20 protein-coding genes are annotated in these 23,778 nt (G+C 71.6%); 8 read left to right on the top strand and 12 right to left on the bottom strand.

What is annotated here, in order from left to right; genetic code table 11:
• Positions 1–265: 265 nt before the first annotated feature.
• Both ACLIBK_RS04745 and trxB read right to left on the bottom strand, forming a co-directional pair.
• Entirely contained in the window at positions 266–1,159 is an 894-nt protein-coding gene (locus ACLIBK_RS04745; protein WP_415386076.1) for a LysR family transcriptional regulator, read from the bottom strand.
• A gap of 28 nt (positions 1,160–1,187) precedes the next feature.
• Positions 1,188–2,204, bottom strand: coding sequence for a thioredoxin-disulfide reductase (gene trxB / locus ACLIBK_RS04750; protein ID WP_415386077.1), 1,017 nt, complete (start codon positions 2,202–2,204; stop codon positions 1,188–1,190).
• A 120-nt stretch (positions 2,205–2,324) separates the two neighbouring features.
• On the opposite strand from trxB, the gene ACLIBK_RS04755 reads away from it, so the two are divergent.
• Complete coding sequence (locus ACLIBK_RS04755) at positions 2,325–2,813, top strand: Lrp/AsnC family transcriptional regulator (protein ID WP_415386078.1); 489 nt, start codon at positions 2,325–2,327, stop codon at positions 2,811–2,813.
• 121 nt (positions 2,814–2,934) lie between these two features.
• On the opposite strand, the gene ACLIBK_RS04760 is transcribed toward ACLIBK_RS04755, so the two are convergent.
• The 6 genes from ACLIBK_RS04760 to carA form a co-directional block, all read right to left on the bottom strand.
• Positions 2,935–4,161 carry a threonine ammonia-lyase gene (locus ACLIBK_RS04760; RefSeq protein WP_415386079.1) on the bottom strand — a complete coding sequence of 409 codons (1,227 nt, stop codon included), beginning with the start codon at positions 4,159–4,161 and terminating at the stop codon, positions 2,935–2,937.
• 315 nt (positions 4,162–4,476) lie between these two features.
• Entirely contained in the window at positions 4,477–4,947 is a 471-nt protein-coding gene (greA, locus tag ACLIBK_RS04765) for a transcription elongation factor GreA (protein ID WP_415386080.1), read from the bottom strand.
• 151 nt (positions 4,948–5,098) lie between these two features.
• Positions 5,099–8,344 carry a carbamoyl-phosphate synthase large subunit gene (gene carB / locus ACLIBK_RS04770; RefSeq protein WP_415386081.1) on the bottom strand — a complete coding sequence of 1,082 codons (3,246 nt, stop codon included), beginning with the start codon at positions 8,342–8,344 and terminating at the stop codon, positions 5,099–5,101.
• 34 nt (positions 8,345–8,378) lie between these two features.
• Entirely contained in the window at positions 8,379–8,672 is a 294-nt protein-coding gene (locus tag ACLIBK_RS04775; protein ID WP_415386082.1) for a hypothetical protein, read from the bottom strand.
• 52 nt (positions 8,673–8,724) lie between these two features.
• Positions 8,725–9,279, bottom strand: coding sequence for a hypothetical protein (locus ACLIBK_RS04780; RefSeq protein ID WP_415386083.1), 555 nt, complete (start codon positions 9,277–9,279; stop codon positions 8,725–8,727).
• Entirely contained in the window at positions 9,276–10,661 is a 1,386-nt protein-coding gene (gene carA / locus ACLIBK_RS04785; RefSeq protein ID WP_415386084.1) for a glutamine-hydrolyzing carbamoyl-phosphate synthase small subunit, read from the bottom strand. The genes ACLIBK_RS04780 and carA overlap by 4 nt, the downstream gene beginning before the upstream one ends.
• A gap of 96 nt (positions 10,662–10,757) precedes the next feature.
• Here carA and ACLIBK_RS04790 point away from each other — a divergent pair, with 96 nt between their 5' ends.
• From ACLIBK_RS04790 to ACLIBK_RS04805, 4 genes are all read left to right on the top strand, one after another.
• Positions 10,758–11,216, top strand: coding sequence for a GatB/YqeY domain-containing protein (locus ACLIBK_RS04790; protein WP_415386085.1), 459 nt, complete (start codon positions 10,758–10,760; stop codon positions 11,214–11,216).
• A gap of 325 nt (positions 11,217–11,541) precedes the next feature.
• Positions 11,542–13,449 carry a DNA primase gene (gene dnaG / locus ACLIBK_RS04795; RefSeq protein WP_415386086.1) on the top strand — a complete coding sequence of 636 codons (1,908 nt, stop codon included), beginning with the start codon at positions 11,542–11,544 and terminating at the stop codon, positions 13,447–13,449.
• A gap of 325 nt (positions 13,450–13,774) precedes the next feature.
• Complete coding sequence (gene rpoD / locus ACLIBK_RS04800) at positions 13,775–15,700, top strand: RNA polymerase sigma factor RpoD (protein ID WP_415386087.1); 1,926 nt, start codon at positions 13,775–13,777, stop codon at positions 15,698–15,700.
• On the top strand, positions 15,700–16,281 hold the full coding sequence (locus ACLIBK_RS04805) for a GNAT family N-acetyltransferase (protein WP_415386088.1): 582 nt from the start codon (positions 15,700–15,702) through the stop codon (positions 16,279–16,281). The genes rpoD and ACLIBK_RS04805 overlap by 1 nt, the downstream gene beginning before the upstream one ends.
• Before the next feature lie 187 nt (positions 16,282–16,468).
• On the opposite strand, the gene ACLIBK_RS04810 is transcribed toward ACLIBK_RS04805, so the two are convergent.
• Entirely contained in the window at positions 16,469–17,350 is an 882-nt protein-coding gene (locus ACLIBK_RS04810; protein WP_415386089.1) for a hypothetical protein, read from the bottom strand.
• A gap of 80 nt (positions 17,351–17,430) precedes the next feature.
• Here ACLIBK_RS04810 and ACLIBK_RS04815 point away from each other — a divergent pair, with 80 nt between their 5' ends.
• Both ACLIBK_RS04815 and ACLIBK_RS04820 read left to right on the top strand, forming a co-directional pair.
• Positions 17,431–17,916 (top strand): DUF3237 domain-containing protein, encoded by a 486-nt coding sequence (locus ACLIBK_RS04815; RefSeq protein ID WP_415386090.1) that lies wholly within the window; start codon positions 17,431–17,433, stop codon positions 17,914–17,916.
• Positions 17,917–18,001: 85 nt separating this feature from the next.
• Positions 18,002–19,219 carry an ABC transporter substrate-binding protein gene (locus ACLIBK_RS04820; RefSeq protein ID WP_415386091.1) on the top strand — a complete coding sequence of 406 codons (1,218 nt, stop codon included), beginning with the start codon at positions 18,002–18,004 and terminating at the stop codon, positions 19,217–19,219.
• A 351-nt stretch (positions 19,220–19,570) separates the two neighbouring features.
• On the opposite strand, the gene ACLIBK_RS04825 is transcribed toward ACLIBK_RS04820, so the two are convergent.
• The 3 genes from ACLIBK_RS04825 to ACLIBK_RS04835 form a co-directional block, all read right to left on the bottom strand.
• Positions 19,571–20,050 (bottom strand): CinA family protein, encoded by a 480-nt coding sequence (locus tag ACLIBK_RS04825; protein ID WP_415386092.1) that lies wholly within the window; start codon positions 20,048–20,050, stop codon positions 19,571–19,573.
• Positions 20,047–20,355 (bottom strand): putative quinol monooxygenase, encoded by a 309-nt coding sequence (locus tag ACLIBK_RS04830; protein WP_415386093.1) that lies wholly within the window; start codon positions 20,353–20,355, stop codon positions 20,047–20,049. Before ACLIBK_RS04830 ends, ACLIBK_RS04825 begins: the two co-directional genes overlap by 4 nt.
• A 184-nt stretch (positions 20,356–20,539) precedes the next feature.
• Positions 20,540–21,259 (bottom strand): histidine phosphatase family protein, encoded by a 720-nt coding sequence (locus ACLIBK_RS04835; RefSeq protein WP_415386094.1) that lies wholly within the window; start codon positions 21,257–21,259, stop codon positions 20,540–20,542.
• Between the two features lie 139 nt (positions 21,260–21,398).
• Here ACLIBK_RS04835 and ACLIBK_RS04840 point away from each other — a divergent pair, with 139 nt between their 5' ends.
• Entirely contained in the window at positions 21,399–23,693 is a 2,295-nt protein-coding gene (locus tag ACLIBK_RS04840; RefSeq protein ID WP_415386095.1) for a xanthine dehydrogenase family protein molybdopterin-binding subunit, read from the top strand.
• The last annotated feature ends 85 nt before the right edge of the window (positions 23,694–23,778 follow it).

A 23,778-nucleotide genomic window follows, 5' to 3' on the forward strand; every position in this document is an offset into this window, starting at 1 on the left:
CCCTGGACCCCAGGGCAAAGGCGAAGCCTTTGTCCCGAGCCGGGGAGTTACGAACTCCCCGGACCCCGCGTTGAGTGCCTCCGGCGGGGGCGGGATGGCAAAGGTTGGTCATCCGGGTAACGGTGTCCTGACCCGCCCCCGCCGGAGGCACTCATAAGGTCGAGGAGCCTAAGCTCCTCGCGGGGGCTCCAAGGGGGCAGAGCCCCCTTGGCCACGGCCAGCCAACCCAGGCGCAACCGGCCACCGACGAGGCCGGTGCGGGATGTCAGGCCTGCAGGCGGGCCAGTTCGGTGACCAGGAAGTCGCGGAACACGGCCACGCGCTTGGAGTGGCGCATTTCTTCCGGGTACACGAAGAAGGCCTCGATCTTGGGCGTCTTCAGGTCCGGCAGCACGGGGACGAGGTCGGCGATGTCCTCGTCCATGTAGTCCGGCAGCGCCGCCAGCCCGAGGCCGGAGCGCACTGCCCGCAGCATGGCCGGCAGGCTGTTCACCTCCACCGCCGCGCGGCGTGGGCTGCCGGGGCGGCGGCCGGCCTCGGTCAGCCAGTTGATGTCCTCGACGGGCGGGTGATAATCGCCGTAGGTGACGAGGCGGTGGCTATCCAGCTCCTCCGCCCGCTTGGGCGTGCCGGCCGATTTCAGGTAGTCGGCCGAGGCCACCACCTTCCAGCCGAAGGTCGCGACGTGGCGCTGGATCAGGTCCGGCTGCCGCGGCGGGTGCATGCGGATGGCCACGTCCGCCTCGCGCATCGCCAGGTCCAGCTCCGTGTCGTCCAGCAGCAGCGTGATGGTGACGTCGGGATGCTTTTCCAGGAAGCGGTTCAGCCGGGGCGCCAACCACAGCGCGCCGAAGCCGGTGGCGGTGGTGACCTTGAGGCGGCCGGCGGCGCGTTCGCGGCTTTCCGTCAGCAGCGTTTCGGTCATCGCCAGCTTGGCGAAGACCTCGCGCACCGTTCGGTTCAGCGTCTCGCCCTGCTCGGTCAGGATCAGTCCGCGGGCGTGGCGGTGGAACAGCGGCACCGCCAGCGCTTCCTCCAGTGCCTGAATCTGCCGTGACACGGCGGATTGGCTGAGGTTCAACGACTCGCCGGCATGGGTGAAGGACCCGGCCTCGGCCACGGCATGGAAAACCCGCAGCTTGTCCCAATCGAGCGGCATATCTGTTCCTCGGTCCGGGTCGCGCGCGTCAGGTGTAGGCGGCGGGGGCGGGGGCATCCTCGGGGATGCCCGCCAGCCATTTCTCGGCATCCAGCGCCGCCATGCAGCCGGAGCCCGCGGCGGTGACGGCCTGGCGGTAGATGTGGTCCTGCACGTCGCCGGCGGCGAAGACCCCCGGCACGGAGGTCCGCGTGCTGCCGGGGTCGGTCAGCAGGTAGCCGGATTCGTCGGTGGCCAGCTGCCCGGCAAACAGCGCGGTGGCCGGGGCATGGCCGATCGCCACGAAGACGCCGTCCACCGCCAGTTCCGAACGTTCGCCGGTGCGGGCGTGGCGCAGCGCCAGGGCGCGGGCCACCGGCACGCGGCCGGACGGGTCGGACAGCACCTCCTCCACCACCGTGTCCCACAGCACGCGGATGTTGGGCTTGGCGAAGAGGCGGTCCTGCAGGATCTTCTCGGCGCGGAAGCTGTCGCGGCGGTGGATCAGCGTGACCTGCGCCGCCAGCCCCGATAGGTAGAGCGCTTCCTCCACCGCGGTGTTGCCGCCGCCGATCACCGCGACGTTGCGGCCGCGGAAAAAGAAGCCGTCGCAGGTGGCGCAGGCGGACACGCCGAAGCCGGACAGCTCGCGCTCCCCGGGGATGCCCAGCCACTTGGCCTGCGCGCCCGTGGCCACCACCAGGCAGTCGGCCAGAAAGGTGTCGCCCGAGTCGGCCTCGCAGCGGAAGGGCCGGCGGGACAGGTCCACCTGCGTGATGGTGTCGGCGATGATGGTGGTGCCGACATGCGCGGCCTGGGCGTGCATCTGCTCCATCAGCCAGGGCCCCTGGATGGGGTCGGCGAAGCCCGGGTAGTTCTCCACCTCGGTGGTGATGGTCAGCTGCCCGCCCGGCTGCAGCCCCGACACGAGCAGCGGCTTCAGCCCGGCCCGCGCGGCGTAGATCGCCGCCGTGTAGCCGGCCGGGCCGGCGCCAAGGATAAGCATGCGGGTGCGATGGGTTTCGGGCACGAGTTCTTCCTGCGAGTCGCCGGCTACGCGCAGCATATCGGTCAGCCCTGCGCGCGTCGCAACCCAAAGCCGAGAGGGATGGCGCGACGCCTGGGCTGGACGGCACGGCGCATGCAAGGATATTGCGCCGCAACGCCACCACGGGCAACGAACCCTATGTCCAACGACGCGACCGAGCTGGACGCGACCGATCTGCTGATCCTCGACGAGCTCCAGAACGACGGCCGCATGACCAATGTGGAGCTGGCCCGCCGCGTCGGCCTCAGCGCCCCGCCCTGCCTGCGCCGCGTCCGCCGGCTGGAGGAGGCCGGGGTGGTGCGCGGCTACCACGCCGAGGTGGAGCCGGCGGCGCTGGGCTGGGAGATCACCTTCTTCGCGCTGGTGGGGCTGGAAACCCAGAAGCTCGCGGTGCTGGAAGCCTTCGAACGCATGGTGACCGCCTGGCCGGAGGTGCGGGAGTGCCACATGATCCGCGGCGGCGGTGACTTCCTGTTGCGCCTGGTGGCCCGCGACACCGCGCATGAGAACGCCCTGACCTCCCGCCTCACCGGCGCCGACACCGTTTTGCGGGTGCAGACCCTGCAGGTGATCCGCACCGCCAAGGACGCGGTGGGGGTGCCGATCCGCGGCGAAGGCGCCGCCTAGCACCGGCCATGCCGCGGCCCGACCCCGCCCAGCCCCCGGACGCCTTGCTGCGCCGCTTCGCGCGTGGCGGCCGCAGTGCCCCTGCCGGCCCGCCGCCTTGGGCCGCGCCGGAGGCGGCTGATCAGCCCCGGCGCACCACGTAGCTCCCCGCTTCCAGCGCCGCGACGATGGCGTTGCCCTGGGCGGTGTCGCGCACCTCCACCATCAGCTCCAGCTCCGCCGTCTGCACGGAGGGCGCGGCGAAGAGGCGGCGATGGCTCACCTCGATCACGTTGCCGCCGACGGAGGCGACGCGGGTGGAGATGTCGGCCAGCACGCCGGGGCGGTCGGGGATGTCGAGGTGCAGGCGCAGGATGCGCCCGTCGCGCAGCATCTCGCGCAGCAGCACGTTGGCCAGGATGCGCGGGTCGATGTTGCCGCCGCAGACGGGGGTGGCCACGCGCTTGCCGGCGAAGCGTTCGGGAAAGGCCAGGATGGCGGCCAGCCCGGCGGCGCCGGCGCCCTCGGCCACCACCTTGGCGCCCTCGGCCAGCAGCACGATGGCGCGCTCCACCGCGCGTTCCGGCACCACCAGCACTTCCGTGCCGAGCTGCTGCAGCATGGCCGCCGGCAGCTCGCCCACGTCGCGCACGGCGATGCCCTCGGCGATGGTGGGGCCGCCCACGGCCACCGGCTGCCCGGCCAGGCGCTGCGCCATGGCCGGGTAGCCCTCGACCTCCACGCCGAAGACCGGCATCCCCGGGCGCAGCGCCGAGACCACCGCGGCGCAGCCGGCCACCAGCCCGCCGCCGCCCGTGGGGATCACCAACGCGTCCAGGTCGGGCGCGTCCTCCAGGATTTCCAGCGCCAGGGTGCCCTGGCCGGCCACCACCTCGGGGTCGTCGTAGGGGTGCACGAAGACCAGCCCCTCGCGCAGCGCCAGCCCGTGCGCGTGCGCCGCCGCCTCGGCCAGGGTTTCCCCGTGCAGCACCACCCGCGCGCCCCAGCTTTCCGTCCGCACCACCTTGGTGGCAGGGGTGAAGCGCGGCATCACGATGGTGGCAACGACGCCCAGCAGGTGCGCGTGCCGCGCCACCGCCTGGGCGTGGTTGCCCGCGCTCATGGCGATTACGCCGGCTTCCCGCTCGCGCGCGCTCAGCAGCGCCATGCGGTTGGCCGCGCCGCGTTCCTTGAAGGCGCCCGTGGGATGCAGGTTGTCCAGCTTGAGCAGCACCTCCGCCCCCGCCACCCGCGACACGGCGTGCGAGGCCACCAGCGGCGTCCGCAGCACCGTGCCCGCAATTCGCTCCGCCGCGGCCCGCACCTGGGCCAGCGTCACGGGGCGAAGCGGCGCGGTCACGTCGGACATGATGCCGGGGATTCCCTTGCGGTGGTGATGTGTTGCGCGGGTGGCCCGTGGGGGCTCTGCCCCCACGCCCCCGCCGGGGACCTAGGAGGTCCCCGGTGTCCCGCCGTGAGTTGGCGCTGGTGGATGGGGTGTGCCCCACGACGGCGAAGCCGCGTCGTGGGGCACACCCCATCCACCAGCGCCGTAGTTTTACGAATGGGAGGTCCAGGAACATCAGGTTCCTGGCGGGTGGCTCACGAGGGGGCAGAGCCCCCTCGTGAGCCACCCGCGCAAACCCTCCACCACCCCGGGGGAACACCCCCGAGGCATCCGTGTTCAGAACGCGACCGCGGTGATCTCGACCGAGCGGGCGCCGCCGGGGGCGGGGACTTCGACACTGTCGCCGACGCTCTTGCCGATCAGGGCGCGGGCGAGGGGGGAGGAGATGGAGATCGACCCGTTCTTCATGTCGGCCTCGTAGGCGCCGATGATGCGGTAGGTCTTCTCCTCGTCCGACTCCTCGTCGACGATGGTGACGCGGGCGCCGAAGCGCACCTGGTCGCCGGCCATCTTGGAAACGTCGATCACCTCGGAGGAGGGGATGATGGATTCCAGCTCGGCGATGCGGCCCTCGATAAAGGACTGGCGCTCGCGGGCGGCGTGGTACTCGGCATTCTCGGACAGGTCGCCATGGGCGCGGGCTTCGGCGATGGCGCGGATCACGGCGGGACGTTCCTCGGAACGCAGCACCCGCAGCTCGTCCTCGAGCCGGGCCAGCCCTTCGGCGGTGATGGGTAACTTCTGCACGGGCGTCCACCTTCCCTAGAACGCGACGCAACCGCGGCAGCCTCCCGGAGAGTGGGCGGGAAGCCGGCGCGGCGCCGGATACAACTGAAAGGGGCGGGCCCCGGTTCGGGACCCGCCCCGTTGCACTTCGCCCGCTCAGCGGGCGGAATGCTCAGAACGAAGGGACAAAATAGGACTGGAGCGGGGCCACATCAAGCGTGCCGGCCCGCAGCGCCGCGATGGCGTGCACGGCGGCCCTTGCACCCGCGATGGTGGTGTAGTGCGGCACCCCCTGGGTCAGGGCGCCGCGGCGGATCTCGAAACTGTCCGACACGGAACGCCCGGTGCCGGAGGTGTTGATCACCAGGTCGATGGCGCCGGACTTGATGCTGTCCACGCAGTTGGGGCGGCCTTCCAGCACCTTGTTCACCACCGCGACCTCCAGCCCGGCCTCGCGCAGCCGGGCGGCGGTGCCGCGGGTGGCCATCAGCGAGAAGCCCATCTCCGCCAGCCGCCGCCCCAGCGACACGGCGGCCGCCTTGTCGCCGTCGCGCACGGAGATAAAGGCGGTGCCGCGTTCCGGCAGCTTTACCCCCGCGCCCATCTGCGACTTCAGGAAGGCGCGCTCGAAGGAATGGTCGAGGCCCATCACCTCGCCGGTGGACTTCATCTCCGGGCCCAGCAGCACGTCCACGCCGGGGAAGCGGGAGAAGGGGAAGACGGCTTCCTTGACCGCGACATGCGGCGCCACGGCGTCGTCGTCCAGGCGGAACTCGGAAAGCTTGGCGCCGGCCATGACGCGGGCGCCGATCTTGGCCACCGGCACCCCCGTGGCCTTGGCCACGAAGGGCACGGTGCGGGAGGCGCGCGGGTTCACCTCGAGGACGAAGATCTCGTTGTCCTTGACCGCGTACTGCACGTTCATCAGCCCGCGCACCTTGAGCGCCTTGGCCATCGCCTCGGTCTCGGCCTTGAGCTCGGTGATCACCGCGGGGGAGAGCGAGTAGGGCGGCAGGGAACAGGCGCTGTCGCCGGAATGGATGCCGGCTTCCTCGATGTGCTCCATGACGCCCGCGACGTAGACGGCGCCGTCGCTGTCGGCGATGCAGTCCACGTCCACCTCGATGGCGGCGGACAGGTACTGGTCGATCAGGATCGGGTTCTCGCCCGACACCTTCACCGCCTCCGCCCCGAAGCGCATCAGCTGCGCCCGGTCATACGCGATCTCCATGGCGCGGCCGCCCAGCACGTAGGAGGGGCGCACCACGACGGGGTAGCCGATGCGTTCGGCCTCCACCGCGGCTTCCTCCAGCGTGCGGGCGGTGCCGTTGCGCGGCTGCTTCAGGCCGAGGCCGTGCAGCAGGTGCTGGAAGCGCTCGCGGTCCTCGGCGATGTCGATCGCCTCCGCCGAGGTGCCCAGGATGGGGATGCCGGCCTTGTTCAGCGCTTGGCTCAGCTTCAGCGGCGTTTGCCCGCCGTACTGCACGATGCAGCCCAGCACCTCGCCGCGGCTCTGCTCCACCCGCACCAGGGCGATCACGTCCTCCGCCGTCAGCGGCTCGAAGTACAGCCGGTCGGAGGTGTCGTAGTCCGTGCTGACGGTTTCGGGGTTGCAGTTGACCATGATGGTCTCGAACCCGGCCTCGCGCAGCGCGTAGGCAGCGTGCACGCAGCAGTAGTCGAACTCGATGCCCTGGCCGATGCGATTCGGGCCGCCGCCGAGGATCACGATCTTCTGGCGGTCGGTCGGCCGGCTCTCGCATTCCGGGACGCCGAAGCCGCCCTCGTAGGTCGAGTACATGTAGGGCGTGTCGGAGCCGAACTCGGCGGCGCAGGTGTCGATGCGCTTGAACACCGCGCGCACGCCCAGCTCCTCGCGCAGCGCGGCCACGGCGGCTTCCTCCACCCCGGCGAGGGTCGCCAGGCGGCGGTCGGAGAAGCCCAGCGCCTTGAGGCCGCGCAGCGCCGTGGCGTCGCGCGGCAGCCCCTTCGCCCGCACGCCTTCCTCGGCGCGGACGATGCGCTCGATCTCGCGCAGGAACCACGGGTCGAAGCGGCAGGCCGCGTGGATCTCCTCGATGCCCAGGCCGGCGCGCAGCGCCTGCGCCACCACCAGCGAACGGTCGGGGGAGGGGGTGGAAAGGGCGGCCACGTAGGCTTCGCGCGAGCCGTCGCCGGGGGCGGGGATGTCGTCCAGCCCGGTCAGCCCCGTCTCCAGCGAGCGCAGCCCCTTCTGCAGGGCCTCGGCGAAGGAGCGGCCGATCGCCATGGCCTCGCCCACCGACTTCATGGAGGTGGTCAGCGTCGCGGGGGTGCCGGGGAACTTCTCGAAGGTGAAGCGCGGGATCTTCACCACCACGTAGTCGATGGTCGGCTCGAAGGCCGCCGGCGTGGTCTTGGTGATGTCGTTGGCCAGCTCGTCCAGCGTGTAGCCGACGGCCAGCTTGGCGGCGATCTTGGCGATCGGGAAGCCGGTGGCCTTGGAGGCCAGCGCCGAGGAGCGCGACACGCGCGGGTTCATCTCGATCACCACCATGCGGCCGTCGGCGGGGTTGATGCCGAACTGCACGTTGGAGCCGCCGGTGTCGACGCCGATCTCCCGCAGGCAGGCGATCGAGGCGTCGCGCATCCGCTGGTATTCCTTGTCGGTCAGCGTCAGCGCCGGCGCCACCGTCACGGAATCACCCGTGTGGATGCCCATCGGGTCCAGGTTCTCGATGGAGCACACGATGATGCAGTTGTCCGCGCTGTCGCGGACCACCTCCATCTCGTACTCCTTCCAGCCCAGCACACTCTCCTCGATCAGCACCTCCGTGGTCATGGAGGCCGCGAGGCCGGAGGAGACGATCTGCTCGAACTCCTCCTTGTTGTAGGCGATGCCGCCGCCGGTGCCCCCCAGCGTGAAGGAGGGGCGGATGACGCAGGGCAGCTTGACCTGCTCCATCCCCGCCCAGGCTTCCTGCATGGTGTGCGCGATGGCGGAGCGCGGGCTCTCGATGCCGATCTTGCTCATCGCGTCGCGGAACTTCAGCCGGTCCTCGGCCTTGTCGATCACCTCCGCCTTGGCGCCGATCAGCTCGCAGCCGTATTTCGCCAGCACGCCGGCCTCGGCCAGCTTCAGCGCGGTGTTCAGCGCGGTTTGCCCGCCCATGGTCGGCAGGATCGCGTCCGGCCGCTCCTTGGCTATGATCTTCTCCACCACCTCGACCGTGATCGGCTCGATGTAGGTCGCGTCCGCCAGGCTCGGGTCGGTCATGATGGTGGCGGGGTTGGAGTTCACCAGGATCACCCGGTAGCCCTCGGCGCGCAGCGCCTTGCAGGCCTGGGCGCCGGAATAGTCGAACTCGCAGGCCTGCCCGATCACGATGGGGCCGGCGCCGATGATCATGATGGACTGGATGTCGGTGCGCTTGGGCATGGTGTCTCGCTCGAAACGGGGCGGCGGGCCGGGATCAGCTGTGCAGGGTCGCGCGCCAGGTGAGCCAGGCGACGGGCGGGATGTGGAACAGGATGGCGATGTAGAAGGCCTCGATCGGGCCGTTCACCGGAAAGCTCGGCGGCCCGTAGTCGCGCAGGGCGAAGATCAGCACCGCCGTGGCCGCCAGCGAGATCAGCACGCCCGAAGCGCCGGGGTGCCGCCAGTCCGTGTAGCGGCGCAGCAGCACGCGCAGCAGCAGGCTGACGCCCAGGCAGACCAGCGGCGGCAGCACCAGGAAGGCGACCTCGGGGCCGAAGAGCGGGTTCATCGGGAGCCTCCCTGATTCCGGAAACGGCGCGCGGCCGGAACAGCGCGCGGCATCAGCGGAAGGCCTCATCGGGCGCCACGAAGCCCAGCAGGGCGCGCCATTTCCACAGCCGGTCGCGCAGGAAGGCCAGCGGCAGGGCGGTGTCCGCCGGGCGCGCGAACTCCGCCCGCCCCGGCAGCACGGCCGCGTCGGCGGTCCAGCGCACCGGGCCGGGGGCATCGCCCACGCGGCCGAGATCCACCACCCCCGCCACCAGGTCGCGCGCGTCGCGGAGGGAGATCCAGCCGCGCAGCGCCGCCGTGTCCACCGGCGGGGCCTCGCCCTCGCTGCCGGCGGGGGCGACGTTGGGGCTGACGAAGTTCGGCGTGCGGGCGCAGAGCAGCACGGCGGCGTCGCCCTCCGGGCTGGCATCGCGCCACACGGGATCGTCGCAATCCACCCGCACCGGCGGCCACCACAGCACCGCCAGCACGCCCAGCAGCAGCAGCCCGCGCAGCCAGCGGCGCCAGCGCGGCAGGCCCTGGCCGCGCGCCGCGGCGGGCCCGGGCCGGGCCGCGCCCGCGCTGCCGGGGCGCCCGCGGCCCGGCGGCAACCGCGTTTCGCTCACGCCTTGCTCCGGTCCATCATCCCGGTGAAACGATGGAACAGGTGGTGGCTGTCGCTGGGGCCGGGCGAGGCTTCCGGGTGGTACTGCACGGAAAAGGCGCGCTTGCCCTCGCAGGCGATGCCCTCGTTGGAGCCGTCGAACAGCGACACGTGGGTCACCGTCACGCCCTCCGGCAGCGACTTGTCGTCCACCGCGAAGCCGTGATTCTGCGAGGTGATCTCCACCTTGCCGGTGGCGAGGTCCTTGACCGGCTGGTTGCCACCGCGATGGCCGCGGTCGAGCTTGAAGGTCTTGGCCCCCAGCGCCAGCGCCAGCAGCTGGTGGCCCAGGCAGATGCCGAACACCGGCACCTCGCGCTCCAGCACACCGCGGATCGCCGGCACTGCGTATTCCGCCGTGGCCGCCGGGTCGCCGGGGCCGTTGCTCAGGAACACGCCGTCGGGCTGGTGGCGCAGGATATCCTCGGCGGAGGCGTCGGCCGGCACCACGGTTACGTCGCAGCCGGCATCGGCCAGGCAGCGCAGGATGTTGCGCTTGGCGCCGTAATCCACCGCCACGACCTTGTGCCGCTTGGGCGGGTTGGCGGCGTGGCCCTCGCCCCAGCTCCAGAGCCCTTCTTCCCAGCGGTAGGACTGGCGGGTGGAAACCTCCTTGGCCAGGTCCATCCCTTCTAGCCCCGGCCAGCCGGCGGCCTGGGCGCGCAGGGCGGGCAGGTCGAACACGCCGTCGGGCGCGTGGCAGATCACCCCGTTGGGGGCGCCGCCGTCACGGATGCGGATGGTCAGCGCCCGGGTGTCCAGCCCGGCGATGCCCGGCACGCCGTGCGACTTCAGCCAGTCGTCGAAGTGCCGCGTCGCCCGCCAGGAGGAGGGCTCGGTCACGTCCTGCTTGGTGATCAGGCCGCGCGCCGCCGGCGTCGTCGCCTCGATATCCTCAGGGTTGGCGCCGACATTGCCGATATGCGGGAAGGTGAAGGTGATGATCTGCCCGGCATAGGAGGGATCGGTCATCACCTCCTGGTAGCCGGTCAGGGAGGTGTTGAAACAGATTTCGCCCACCGTGGTGGCCGCTGCCCCGAAGCCGCGGCCCCAGAACACCGTGCCGTCGGCCAGCACCACGCAGGCGGTGGCGCCGGGGGGCACCGCGTCGGCGGGGTTCGCAGCGGGGGTGGCGTCGGGCATCGGGCTCTCCGGGATGGGGGTGGCGGCGCCGGGCATCTCGGCGAAGCCCAGTCCGGTGGCCGCCACCAGGGCAGGCCAGTGCTTGGCGGGAATGGCGCGAGCCTGCCGCCACTTGCGCACGGCTTCCTGCCCCACGCCGCAGCGGCCGGCCACGGCCTCGGCGCCGCCGGCCTGCGCGATGATCTCTTCCACGGACCGCATGATGGTGTTTATGTGGGAAGAGAGTTCCCAAGTCCACCAGGGTTTCCGGGTGACCTTGGGAAAAAATTTCCCAACTGCCGGAAACGAGCCCCTGTCATGGACCTCCGCACCCGTTTCACCGCCGAGCTGAAGAGCTCCATGCTGGCCGGCACCGCCCCCCGCACCTCCGCGCTGCGGATGATCCTGGCCAAGCTCAAGGACACCGACATCGCCGCCCGTCCCTCGGGCGTGGACAAGGTGCCGGACGAGCAGATCGTTGCCATGCTGCGCGGCATGGCCAAGAGCCGGCGCGAGAGCGTCGAGATGTACCGCCAGGGCAACCGCCCCGAACTGGCCGAGAAGGAAGAGGCCGAGATCGCCGTGATCGAGTCCTTCCTGCCACAGCAGATGGACGAGGCCGCCACCGCCGCCGCCGTGGACGCCGCCGTGGCGGAAACCGGCGCCACCTCGATCAAGGACATGGGCAAGGTCATGGCCGCCCTGAAGGCCAAGCACGCCGCGACGCTGGACATGGCCAAGGTCGGCCCCCTGGTGAAGGCCCGCCTGGGCGGCTGACGAGGTTGCGCCCGGAGTGTTCGGGCGTCGGCCAAGGGGGCTCTGCCCCCTTGGATCCCCCGCGAGGAGCTTAGGCTCTTCGACCTCATGAGTGCCTCCGGCGGGGGCGGGATGGCCGACGGCAGCCAGGATGGACAGCACTGTCCAACCCGCCCCCGCCGGAGGCACTCAAAGTGGGGTCCGGGGAGTTTAAATTCCCCGGCTCGGGACAAAGGCTTCGCCTTTGCCCTGGGGCCCAGGGGCAGCGCCCCTGGCCAACGTCAGCAAACCCAGACGCAACCCGTCATCGCCGGGCGGGCTGCGCCGGGCTAACCTGGGTACTGCCATGCCCTTGCCGCCGAACTTCCTGGACGAGTTGCGCGCCCGGACGCCGCTGCCGCCGCTGGTGGGGCGCAAGGTCAAGCTGGCGCGCAACGGGCGGCAGTGGAAGGGCTGCTGCCCCTTCCACAACGAGAAGTCGCCCTCCTTCTACGTCTACGACGACCACTACCACTGCTTCGGCTGCGGCGCGCATGGCGACGCGCTGAGCTTCGTGATGCAGACGGAGGGCAGCCCCTTCCGCGAGGCGGTGGAGCGCCTGGCCGGCGAGGCCGGGCTGGAGGTCCCCAAGGAAAGCCCTCGCCAGGTCGAGCGCGAACAGCGCGCCCGCGACCTGCACGACGTGCTGGACGCCGCGGCGGAGGCGATGGAACGCCGCCTGCGCACCCCCGAGGGCCGCCCGGCCCTGGACTACCTGCTGCGGCGCGGGCTGACGGAGGACACCATCGCCCGCTTCCGCCTGGGCTGGTCCGGTGGCGGCCGCGGTGCCCTGGCCGCCGACCTTTCCCCGCTGGGCATCGAGCCGGCGCGGCTGGCCGAGGCCGGGCTGACCAAGCCCAACGAGCGCGGCGAGGGCTGGTCCGACTTCTTCTTCAACCGCGTGATGTTCCCCATCCGCGACAAGCGCGGCCGCACCGTCTCCTTCGGCGGGCGCATCCTGGGGGACGGGCAGCCCAAATACCTGAACGGCCCGGAAACCGAGCTCTTCTCCAAGCGCCGCGTGCTGTTCGGCCTGGACATGGCGCGGGAAGCGGTGTTCCGCGGCAAGGCGACGCTGATTGCCGTCGAGGGCTACATGGACGTCATCGCCCTGCACCAGGCGGGGTTCGGCGGCGCCGTGGCCCCCTTGGGTACGGCGCTGACGGAAGACCAACTGGGCGAGATGTGGCGCGTTTCGCCCGAGCCGGTGCTGTGCTTCGACGGCGACCCCGCCGGGCAGCGCGCCGCCGCCCGCGCGGCGGAGGTGGCGCTGCCGTTGCTGGCCCCCGACCGCACCCTGCGCTTCGCCACGCTGACGGGCGGCGAGGACCCCGACACGCTGGTCAGCAAGGGCGGCCCGCCCGCCTTCCAGGCCGTGCTGGACGCCGCCCGTCCGCTGCACGAGGCGCTCTACGATATCCTGGCCGGCACCGCGCCGCGCACCACCCCCGAAAGCCGCGCCGCCCTGCGCAACGAGCTGGTGGAGCGCGCCGGCCGTATCCCCGACAGGGCGCTGGCCGCGGAATACCGCAAGGCGCTGCTGGACCGCTTCTTTGAAAGCAGCCGCCCGGCCCGCAACGGCGGCGGCAACGGCGGCGCCTTCAAAGGGGGCGGCCAGCGTTTCGGCGAAGGCGGCGGCCAGCGCTTCGGTGAGGGCGGCCGTCGCCGCGGCTTCGGTCCCCCACCGCCGCGCATCGAGCGCCGCACCATCGACGGCGAAAGCACCCGGCTGGAACAGGCGCGCTGCCTGCTGGCCATCACCCTCGCGCATCCCTGGATCCTGGAGGAGGTGGAGGAAGCCTGCGCCCTGCTGGAACTGCCCGAAGGCGGCTGCTCGCAGCTGCGGAGCGCGATGCTGTCCTGGCACGGCAGCCATGGGCAGGGTGACCGCGACGTCGCCTCACATTCGCTTGACTCCGCCGCCTTGCTGAACCACCTGCACGCCGCTGGCCACGGAGATGCTTTCGCCTGGGCGACGCGCGGCACCGGCCTGCCCGAGGCCGCCCGCGCCGACGCCCAGCCGGCGGAGGCGCTGCGGGGCTGGTGGCATTTCTACGCCCTGCTGCGAGGAGAGGCCGCGCTGGTCGAGGATCGGCAGGCCGCGGAGCGCGACCTGATCGCGAGCAACGATCCCGCCGCGCAGCAGCGGCTGATCCGCTTGTCCGAGGCCCTGGCCGCGGTGCGGCGGGGGGAAACCGGGCTCGAAGGGGTTTGAGGGGCCACGTCGGGGCGCGGGACCCGAAGCCCGGGGCCTGAACGGCCGGGCCCGGAAACGGGGCCCCGGCGAAACGGGCCCGGAGGGGGAAGATTTCCGCGCGCTTCGGGCGCGTGGACACGACGGGCACCGCCGGTGGGCCGCGGATTTCCGCGCCGGGCGGTGCGGACCGCCTTCCGGCGGCTGGGCCGGCTTCCCATCTGGGAGCGCGGGCCGGAGCGGGCGAGCCGGGCATGCGCCGGAACGTCCATGGGGTTTGAGGCATTCTTCGGAAGGCGGCGCCGCGCAGGGGCCGCCCCTTCCGTTCTTTTCTGGAGGCGTCGGCATGGCGACCAAGACGGCGAGTGGCACGGAAACCGTCGAGACCCGCGACGAGCAGGTGGAGGGCGCGCTGCTCGACACCATGACCGCCATGGTCAAGAAGCTCGTCGCCCGCGGCAAGGAGCGGGGCTACGTCACCTACGACGAGATCAACCAGGCGCTGCCGTCCGAACAGGTGTCCTCCGAGCTGATCGAGGACACCATGGCGATGCTGAGCGAGGGCGGCATCAACGTCGTCGAGGCGGAAGAGAGCGCCGACGAGGACGGGGCCGAGAAGAAGCCTGCGGCCAAGTCCGAGGACGAGGAAGAAAAGGCCGAGGACGAAGAGGCCGGCGGCAACACCAACGAAGAAACCATGGGCCGCACCGATGATCCGGTGCGGATGTACCTGCGCGAGATGGGCAGCGTGGAGCTGCTGTCGCGCGAGGGCGAGATCGCCATCGCCAAGCGCATCGAGGCCGGGCGCGACATGATGATCAACGGGCTCTGCGAGAGCCCGCTGACCTTCAAGGCGATCCTGACCTGGTACGCGGCGATCAAAGAGAACCGCATGCTGCTGCGCGACGTGATCGACCTGGAGGCCACGGCCGCCGGCGACAACGACGCGCCCCCGCCCGCCGAGCCGGAAGAGGTCGAGGAGGGCGAGGAAGGCGAGGGCATGGGCCTGTCCCTGTCCGCCCTGGAAGAGAAGCTGAAGCCCGAGGCGCTGGCCAATTTCGAGGCCATCGAGAGCCTGCTGGGCAAGCTCGACAAGCTCTCGGCCAAGCGCATGGAAGCCTACACGGCGGGCGGCGAGCTCGCCGGGCGGTCGGAGAAGACCTACGAGAAGCAGCGCGTCGAGCTGGTGGCGCTGGTGGAGAAGGTGCGGCTGCACAACAACCGCATCGAGGAGCTGGTGGACCAGCTCAAGGGCCTCAACCGCCGCATGACTGCGTTGGAAGGCCAGGTGCTGCGCATGGCCGAGGGCTCCAAGGTCAAGCGCGACGAGTTCATCCGCCACTGGCGCGGCGCCGAGCTGGACCCGGGCTGGTTCGACCGCGTCGAGAAGCTGCCGGGCAAGGCCTGGAAGGCCTTCGTGGCGAAAAGCCGCGACGAGGTGGAGCTGGTGCGCGCCGAGATCGGCAAGACCGCCGGCATCACCGGCCTGCCGGTGAGCGAGTTCAAGCGCGTCTACGCCACGGTGAGCCGCGGCGAGCGCGACATGACGCAGGCCAAGAAGGAGATGATCGAGGCCAACCTGCGCCTCGTGATCTCCATCGCCAAGAAATACACCAACCGCGGCCTGCAGTTCCTGGACCTGATCCAGGAGGGCAATATCGGCCTGATGAAGGCGGTGGATAAGTTCGAGTACCGCCGCGGCTACAAGTTCAGCACCTACGCCACCTGGTGGATCCGGCAGGCCATCACGCGGAGCATCGCCGACCAGGCGCGCACCATCCGCATCCCCGTGCACATGATCGAGACGATCAACAAGCTGGTCCGCACCAGCCGCCAGATGCTGCACGAGATCGGCCGCGAGCCGCAGCCGGAGGAGTTGGCCGAGAAGCTCGGCATGCCGCTGGAGAAGGTGCGCAAGGTCCTCAAGATCGCCAAGGAGCCGATCTCGCTCGAGACGCCGATCGGCGACGAGGAGGACAGCCACCTCGGCGACTTCATCGAGGACAAGGCGGCCATCATCCCGCTGGACGCCGCGATCCAGACCAACCTGCGCGAGGCCACCACGCGGGTGCTGAGCAGCCTCACCCCGCGTGAGGAGCGCGTGCTGCGGATGCGCTTCGGCATCGGCATGAACACCGACCACACGCTGGAAGAGGTCGGCCAGCAGTTCAACGTGACGCGCGAGCGCATCCGGCAGATCGAGGCCAAGGCGCTGCGCAAGCTTAAGCACCCCAGCCGCAGCCGCAAGCTGCGGTCCTTCCTGGACAACTGATGTCCGCGGCGGCGGCGGTGACCCCGGTCGAGGTCGAGGTCACCTTTCTGCGGATGGACCGCCCACCCGCCGACCCCGCCCCGGCCTTGCCGGAGGGGGTGCGGGTGGAGCGGGTGCGCCGCTGCACCACCGCCTTCTACCGCTTCCTCTACGACACGGTGGGGCAGGACTACCTGTGGTGGTTCCGCCGCACCGTGTCGGATACCCATCTGGGGGCCATCCTGGCCAGCCCGCAGGTCTCCATCCACGTGCTGTACAATGACGGCGAGCCGGCCGGCTTCTATGAGCTGGAGCGCCGCTCCAACCGCAGCACCAACATCTCCTATTTCGGGCTGCTGCCGCACGCGGTGGGGCAGCGCATGGGCCGCGCCTTCCTGCGCCACGCCGTGGACCTGTGCTGGGCCGAGGGCGCCGCCGCGGTGACGGTGAACACCTGCACTGCTGACCACCCGCGCGCCCTGCCCAACTACCTGGCCAGCGGCTTCACCGTGTACCGCCGCGTGCGCGAGGAATGGCCGGTGCCGGGCAATCTCGGCCTGAAGCTGCCGAGCCAGCCGGCACGGACCTCCCCGGCCCGGTGATGCCCCCTGGCCCCGAGGGATGTTTTCCGGCGGGGACGGTGTGGGAGGGGGCGCCCCGGGGTGCCTGGGACGGCGGATGCTCCGCGGGCTTCGCCGGCGGTCCGAAGCGCCGGCGCCGCCCCGCACGGCCGGTCCGGACGGCGCCGGTTGTGCGGGATCGGGGGATTGTGTCCCGCGTGCCGGTGGATCAGTAGTCGACGCGAAGCTTGATCCCGAACTGCTTCCGGAAATGGTTCTCGGTCACGTGCTTGGTTCCGGCCCAGCGACCCACGCCCGTGGTTTTCAGTTCCTCGTCATCGCCGTCAGGGGCCCGCACGCCGTAGAGGCAGTGGTAGGAATGGATGAGCTCGTGCGCGAGCACGAGGAAGGGTTGCGTGGCTTCGCCCTTGGACGTGATGACCTGGGTGTTGGTGAACAGCATGTTGCATACGGTTCCCGTGCCATCCTGCGCGGCCATCACATCCACGGCCGCATTGGCGCTTCCTCCCACCACGCAGAACGGGCATTTGCGCGGGGTGCCGCCGTCGTCGCTCTGCATCGTGGGATTGTAGGCCGGCGTCGGGTTGGGGACGCCCTGCCCGAACGCGAACTGATAACCGGCCTGCGAGAACTTGCCCTTCTGCGGCTTCACCATCACGTTGATCCCCACGGGAAAATCCCCCCGCTGGCGAGGTGCTGCCCGGCCGATGCGCCGGAGCAGGGTTTTCCCGAGTTCCACGGTTTGCAGTTTACGGAGATTTTCCAGGACGATCGGCTTGAAGAACGGGTTGGCAGATAGATCGTATCGGACCGCAAAACCCGGAAATTCCGCGAGATGCTCGGTGATTTCTGCCATGTTCGGCTTCCTCCTCGATGGACGCCAGGAGAACCGATCGTTTGATCGAATTTCGACCTGCCGGTTCCAGACGGTCGTCACGCAGCCAGATTGAATGAATCGAGGCGCGACGTCGAGGATCACGGCAGGTTGATCCTCAGCCCAGTATTTCGCGCGATCCGCCGGTGCGATCGCCACGATGCCCGTAGCGCGGCGGGGGGGCCGGGCCGGTTGTTCCCGGTGTTCGGGCGCCATGCGGCCCACATCATCCCGCTTGAAAGGTTATGATCCATAACCTAGCCTCGCCCGTAACGAGAATGGGGGAGGCGAGACGCGTGGCACAAGGGCTGCCCGGGGCCGGGGACGACCCGCTTCCCACGCCGCGTTTCGTGGCCGCCCTGCGGGTGCAGGTGGCCGTCCCCATCATGGTCGGCCCGGTGGCGGGCGGCGAGCGGCGCATCGTCCCCATCCTCGGCGGCACGCTGTCCGGCCCCGGGCTGGAGGGCGAGATCCTGCCCGGCGGCGCCGACGTGCAGCTGATCCGCCCCGACGGGGTGACCGAGGTGGAAGCGCGCTACGCGATCCGTCTCGCCGACGGCGCGCTGCTCTACGTCAACAACCGCGGCCTGCGCCATGCCGCGCCGGAGGACATGGCGCGCCTGCTGCGCGGCGAGTTCGTGCCGCCGGAGCGCGTGTATTTCCGCACCACGCCGGCCTTCGAAACGCCGTCCCCCGCGCTGGCCTGGATGCACCGCACGCTGTTCACCGGCCTGGGCGAGCGCTTCCCCGACGAAGTCCGCCTGCGCGTCTTCGCCCTTTAACTCCCGAAAATAGATGGGGGTCCGGGGGAATACCTTCCCCCGGCTTGCTTTTCAAAACCCGATCACAACGAGGAGGAAACCAAGAATGCCCAACACCTGGTGGCGCACCGCGCTGGCCGCCGGCTGCCTGTTCCTGGCCGCCGCCCCGGCCCGCGCGCAGCTCTCCGACGGCGTGCTGCGGATCGGCGTGATGGACGACATGTCCACCGGCATGGCCGACACCTTCGGCCAGGGCGAGGTGGTAGCCGCGCGCCTAGCAGTCGAGGATTTCGGCGGCTCCGTGCTGGGTGTGCCCGTGGAGATCCTGGGCGCCGACCACCAGAGCAAGCCGGATGTCGGCACCGCCATCGCCCGCCGCTGGTTCGACACGGAACGGGTGGACATGATCACCGGCCTGGCCAATTCCGCCATCGGCCTGGGCGTGCAGGGCATGGCGCGCGAGCGGAACCGCGTGACGCTGACCACCGGCTCCGGTGCCACGGAGTTCACCGGCGCGCAGTGCTCCCCCACCGGGGCGCACTGGGTGATCGACACCTTCGCGCTGGCGCGCACCGTGGCGCAGCCGATGGTGCGCCAGGGGCTGGACAGCTGGTACTTCGTGGCCGCCGACATCACGCTGGGCCGCGCCCTGGTGCGCGACATCACCCCGGTGATCCAGGCCGGCCAGGGCCGCGTGCTGGGCAGCATCTTCCACCCGCTGCTGACCACCGACATGTCCTCGCCCCTGGTGTCGGCGCAGGCCTCGCGGGCCAAGGTGGTGGCGCTGGCCAATGTCGGCGCCGACGCGGTGAACAGCGTCAAGCAGGCGGCCGAGTTCGGCATGCTGCAGCGCGGCCAGCAGGTCGCCGGCCTGTACATGACGGTGACGGACGTGAAGGCCATCGGCCTGCCCAGCGCCCAGGGCATCTTTCTGGCCGAGGCGTATTACTGGGACCTCGACGACGCCACCCGCGCCTTTGCCCGCCGCTACGCCGCGCAGCGCAACGGCGCCATGCCCAACGGCTACCAGGCCGGCGTCTACAGCGCCGTGCTGCACTACCTGCGCGCCGTGCAGGCCGCCGGCACCGACGCCGCCCCCGCCGTGATGGCCAGGATGCGCGAATTGCCGATCGAGGACTTCATGACCCGCAGCGGCCGCCTGCGCGAGGACGGCCGCGTCATCCGCGACGTGCACCTGTTCCAGGTCAAGCCGCCCGGCGAGAGCCAGGGCTCCTGGGACCTCCTCCGCCACGTCGCCACCGTGCCCGGCGCGGACGCCTTCCGCCCGATCTCAGAGAGCGACTGCCCGCTGGTCCGGCGCTGAAGATCCGGGTCTGCTGGGGGAGGGATGTTCCTGCGTGTTCGGGCGGCGGCCAGAGGGGCGCCGCCCCTCTGGACACCCCGCGAGGAGCTTAGGCTCCTCGACCTCATGAGTGCCTCCGGTGGGGGCGGGTTGGACAACGCCGCCCATCATGACTGCCGTCAGCCATCCCGCCCCCGCCGGAGGCACTCAGCGCGGGGTCCGGGGAGGCCGGGCCTCCCGGCTCGGGACAAAGGCTTCGCCTTTGCCGTGGGGGCCAGGGGCAGCGCCCCTGGCCCAGGCCCGAACACCAAGGACCATCCCCACCCCGGCAGACCCGGAACTCCGCCCCCGACCAGCGGATGGCCTCCCGGGTCAGCGGCGCAGGGCGTCCTCCAGGCTTTCCAGGGCCGCGGTGGCGAAGGCGTCCATGTTGGCCGCGCGGTCGGGCGAGGCGGTTTCCAGCGTCCGGGCCAGGGGGGTGGGGCCGGCGACCGCGACGCAGGCATGCCCGGCCGCGTCGCCGTAGCGGTTGCCGGAGGGGCCGGCCGCGCCGGTTTCCGCCAGCCCCCAGTCCGCCCCCAGCCGCTCCCGCACCCGCGCCGCCAGCAGGGCGGCATAGGCTTCGGTGGCGGGGCGCATCCCCGTCAGCTCCTCCGCGGTGATGCCCAGCAGCGCCGACCGCGCGGCGGCCGTGTAGATCACGCCGCCGCCGAGGAAATAGGCCGAGGCCCCCGGCACGGCCAGCAGCCGCGCCGCCACCAGCCCCCCGGCCGCGGATTCCGCCACCGCCACGGTGTGCCGGCGCGCGATCAGCAGCGCCGCGACCCGCGCGGCGACGGCCTCGCCGCTCACGCCCCGGCCAGCACGTGCACGGCGCGGGCAGCCACCAGGTCGCGCGAGGCTTCGCCGTAGGCGCGCATATGCGGCGCGGCGCCGTGGGCGCGCAGCGCTTCCGGCGATGCCCATTTCTCGATCACCATGAAGCTGTCGGGACCCAGCGGGGTCTGCGGCGGGCCGAACTCCGGCACGTCCACCGCCGGCCCGTATTCCAGGCAGCCTTCCTCCGCCCGCACGGCGGCGAGGTTGGCGCGCACCAGCGCCAGCAGCGCCTCCCGCTGTCCGGGCTTGGCGGTGATGATGGCGATGACGTGCAGCATGGGCCGGTTCCTCCGTGCGGGTGTTCGGGGGAACAGGCTAGGCCGATCCCGGCGCGGCCGGAATGTACCCCAGCGCCCCGGCACCCTGCGGAGGCAAGGCAGCCGGACGTCCCGGCAGGCGCGAGGGTGGAAGGCCCCCGCGCAGCCGCCGGCGCCGCGGAACCGGACCGCCCTCCCGCACCGCTCAGCAGCCGTGGAACCCGCCACCCGGCAGCGGCGCCAGTTCCAGCACGCCCAGCACCTGCGGCGCCCCGCCCGGCGCTGCCACCGCGAAGCTTCCCTCGGGGAGTGCCCGCCCACCCACCGCCGGCCCCGCCACGGTGATCAGCGGCGTGCGGTGTCCCACCAGCACCCGGTTCACCCCCGCCGCCACGGGGGCCGAGAGCAGCTGCCGGTGCCCGTCCAGCACCTCCGCCAGCCGGGCGCCGGCGTAGTCGTCGGCCAGCAGCGCGTCGGTCACCCGCACCCGCTCCGCGCCGAAGGCGATTTCCGCCGTGTCCCGCGCCCGGAACACCGGCCCGGCCAGCACGGGGAGTTCCACGGGGATGCCCAGCTCCGCCAACTGCCGCCCGATCGCCGCGGCCTGGTCCCGCCCCAGCGCCGAAAGGTTGCGCTGCCCCGCCCGGTCCCCCACCCGGAAGGAGCGGTCGCAGGGCTCGCCCCGGGTGTCCGCGTGGCGCAGGAACAGCACCAGCCCTCCCGCCCGCAGCCGCGCCACCAGCGCGTCGCCCTCCGGCGTGCCGGGGCGCGCGGGGACGAGTTCCTGCGCGACGGCTGCAATGGGCAGCAGCAGCGCCAGCGCGAGCAGCGCGGGGCCGAGCCGGCGCACGGCGAGCCACAGCAGCACCGGAGCCTTGCCGCCCCCGGGCTGGACGCGCCGCCATCCCCTGCCGATCGCCGCCATGCACCGCCCTCCGCCCGCCACCGGTGCCCCGTTCCACCGTGAATCGCGCCCCGGTTGGCATCCTCCGATGACTCACCATAGTTTCGCGCCACGGCCGCTGCGCCGTTTGTTTTTTCCGGCCGGGGGGAGTTCCAGCATCATGGGTTTCACGGGACGCAAGGAGGATGTGCGGCTGGTGCAGGGCGCCGGGCGCTACACGGCGGACTGGAACCTGCCGGACCAGCTCTACGCCGCCTTTCTCCGCTCCCCCCATCCGGCGGCGCGCATCGCCTCGATCGACACCAGCGAGGCCGAGGCCGCCCCGGGCGTGGTGGCGGTGCTGACCGGCGACACCGTGGCCAGCATGGGCACCGTGCCCGCTGCCATGCCGTTTCCCGGCACCGACGGCGCGCCCCTGCGCACCCCCTCCCGTCCCGCCCTGGCCCGCGGCCGCGTCCGCTTCGTGGGTGAGGAGGTCGCCTTGGTGGTGGCCGCTACCCGCGCCCAGGCGATGGACGCGCTGGAACTGATCGCGGTGGAGTACGAGGACCTGCCCTTCGCGGTGGGCTTCGACGCCGCCCTGGCCCCCGATGCCCCGCTGGTCCATGACGAGGTCCCCGGCAACGTCGTGTTCGAGCACCAGTTCGGCGACGCCGCCGCCACGGAGGCCGCCATCGCCGGCGCCGCCCACGTGGTGCGCCTCACGCTGGAAAGCCCCCGCGTCGCCGCCAACCCGATGGAACCGCGGGCCGTGCTGGCCTGGTTCGACGCCGCCACCGAGACCTTCGAGATCCGCTGCCCCAACCAGGGCGGGCGCGAAATGTCGCACGGGCTGGGCGTGCAGCTCGGCGTGCCGCAGGAGAAGGTGCGGGTGAACATGGTGGATGTGGGCGGCGCCTTCGGCCCGCGCGGCTCCGCCTATCCGGAATATGCCGTGCTGCTGTTTGCCGCCCGGCAGCTCGGCCGCCCCGTGAAATGGGTGTCCACCCGTTCCGAGGACTTCCTGACCGACAGCCACGGCCGCGGCATCCGCCTGGAAGGCGAGCTGGCCCTGGACGCGGAGGGCAACTTCCTGGCCCTGCGCTCCTCCTGGCTCTGCGACGAGGGCGCCTATCTCACCGCCGCGGGGGCGCTGACCAACACCTCCAACAACCTGATGATCGCCGCGGGGCCGTATAAGACGCCGGTGATGCACAGCCGCAACCGGCTGGTATTGACCAACGCCAACCCCACCGCGCCCTATCGCGGCGCCGGCCGCCCCGACGCCGTGTACCTGATCGAGCGGCTGGTCGACACCGCCGCCGCCGAGCTGGGGATGGACCCCATCGCGCTGCGCCGCCGCAACGCCCTGCCGGCCGAGGCCATGCCGCACCGCTCGCCCTCCGGCAGCGTCTTCGACAGCGGCAACTTCCCCCGCCTGCTCGACACCGCCGAGCGCGAGGGCGACTGGGCCGGCTTTCCCGCCCGCCGCGCCGCCGGTGCCGCCGCCGGGAAGCTGCGCGGCATCGGCTGCGCCCTGTTCCTGGAACCCTCCGGCGGCGGCGCCGCGCCCAAGGACCAGGCGGCGCTGCGCTTCACCCCCGACGGCAAGGCGACGTTGTTCATCGTGTCCACCTCCAACGGCCAGGGGCACGAAACGGTGTTCGCCGAGCTGGTGGCGGGCTGGCTGGGCCTGGACCGCGCCGACGTCACCCTGCGCGGCAGCGACCCGGACGGGCCGGCGCTGATCGGCAGCGGCTCCTTCGGCTCACGGTCGCTGATGACCCAGGGCAGCGTGCTCAAGCACGGCAGCGATCTGGTGATCGAGAAGGGCCGGGCCCTGGCCGCCGACCTGCTGGAAGCCGCCCCCGCCGACCTGGAATTCGCCGACGGTGCCTACACTGTCGCCGGCACCGACCGCCGCGTGAGCATGACCCAGGTGATCGCCGCCGGCGCCCTGCCGGAGGGCGGCCACGCCCTGGACACCGAGGCCGAGCTGACCATCCCGCGCGCCTTCCCGAGCGGCGCCCACGTGGCGGAGGTGGAGATCGAGCCCGACACCGGCGTGCTGGAGGTGGTGCGCTACGTCGCCGTGGACGATGCCGGCAAGATCTACAACCACGTCCTCGCCGCCGGGCAGCTGCAGGGCGGGCTGGTGCAGGGCGCCGGCCAGGTCTTCGGCGAGCACTGCCACTACGACCCCGACAGCGGCCAGCTGCTGGCGGCCTCCTTCATGGACTACCTGATGCCGCGCGCCGACAGCTTCCCCGGCGCGAAGCTGCACGACGCCTCCACCCCGTCGCCGACCAACCCGCTCGGCGCCAAGGGCGTGGGGGAATCCGGCACCATCGGCGCGGCGCCGGCGCTGATGAACGCCGTGGTGGACGCGCTGCGCCCGGCGGGCATCGCGGAGTTCGACATGCCCGCCACCCCCGCCCGCCTCTGGGCCGCCCTGCACGCGGCCGGGCGGGCCTGAGGACGGCGCGGCACGGCCGCCGGGCGCGGACCCCGCGCTGCGGCGGCCAGGCATGCCTGAAGGCGCCGCTGCACGCGGACCGGCG

It is taken from the genome of Roseomonas sp. BN140053, assembly GCF_047690175.1.
In the GTDB taxonomy this organism is placed as follows: domain Bacteria; phylum Pseudomonadota; class Alphaproteobacteria; order Acetobacterales; family Acetobacteraceae; genus Roseomonas.

What these genes read in the sequence shown, in the direction of transcription:
- ACLIBK_RS04745 (WP_415386076.1), bottom strand. Translation starts at nt 1,159, where the DNA reads ATGCCGCTCGATTGGGACAAGCTGCGGGTTTTCCATGCCGTGGCCGAG.
- trxB (WP_415386077.1), bottom strand. Translation starts at nt 2,204, where the DNA reads ATGCTGCGCGTAGCCGGCGACTCGCAGGAAGAACTCGTGCCCGAAACC.
- ACLIBK_RS04755 (WP_415386078.1), top strand. Translation starts at nt 2,325, where the DNA reads ATGTCCAACGACGCGACCGAGCTGGACGCGACCGATCTGCTGATCCTC.
- ACLIBK_RS04760 (WP_415386079.1), bottom strand. Translation starts at nt 4,161, where the DNA reads ATGTCCGACGTGACCGCGCCGCTTCGCCCCGTGACGCTGGCCCAGGTG.
- carB (WP_415386081.1), bottom strand. Translation starts at nt 8,344, where the DNA reads ATGCCCAAGCGCACCGACATCCAGTCCATCATGATCATCGGCGCCGGC.
- ACLIBK_RS04775 (WP_415386082.1), bottom strand. Translation starts at nt 8,672, where the DNA reads ATGAACCCGCTCTTCGGCCCCGAGGTCGCCTTCCTGGTGCTGCCGCCG.
- carA (WP_415386084.1), bottom strand. Translation starts at nt 10,661, where the DNA reads ATGCGGTCCGTGGAAGAGATCATCGCGCAGGCCGGCGGCGCCGAGGCC.
- ACLIBK_RS04790 (WP_415386085.1), top strand. Translation starts at nt 10,758, where the DNA reads ATGGACCTCCGCACCCGTTTCACCGCCGAGCTGAAGAGCTCCATGCTG.
- dnaG (WP_415386086.1), top strand. Translation starts at nt 11,542, where the DNA reads ATGCCCTTGCCGCCGAACTTCCTGGACGAGTTGCGCGCCCGGACGCCG.
- rpoD (WP_415386087.1), top strand. Translation starts at nt 13,775, where the DNA reads ATGGCGACCAAGACGGCGAGTGGCACGGAAACCGTCGAGACCCGCGAC.
- ACLIBK_RS04805 (WP_415386088.1), top strand. Translation starts at nt 15,700, where the DNA reads ATGTCCGCGGCGGCGGCGGTGACCCCGGTCGAGGTCGAGGTCACCTTT.
- ACLIBK_RS04810 (WP_415386089.1), bottom strand. Translation starts at nt 17,350, where the DNA reads ATGGCGCCCGAACACCGGGAACAACCGGCCCGGCCCCCCCGCCGCGCT.
- ACLIBK_RS04820 (WP_415386091.1), top strand. Translation starts at nt 18,002, where the DNA reads ATGCCCAACACCTGGTGGCGCACCGCGCTGGCCGCCGGCTGCCTGTTC.
- ACLIBK_RS04830 (WP_415386093.1), bottom strand. Translation starts at nt 20,355, where the DNA reads ATGCTGCACGTCATCGCCATCATCACCGCCAAGCCCGGACAGCGGGAG.
- ACLIBK_RS04835 (WP_415386094.1), bottom strand. Translation starts at nt 21,259, where the DNA reads ATGGCGGCGATCGGCAGGGGATGGCGGCGCGTCCAGCCCGGGGGCGGC.
- ACLIBK_RS04840 (WP_415386095.1), top strand. Translation starts at nt 21,399, where the DNA reads ATGGGTTTCACGGGACGCAAGGAGGATGTGCGGCTGGTGCAGGGCGCC.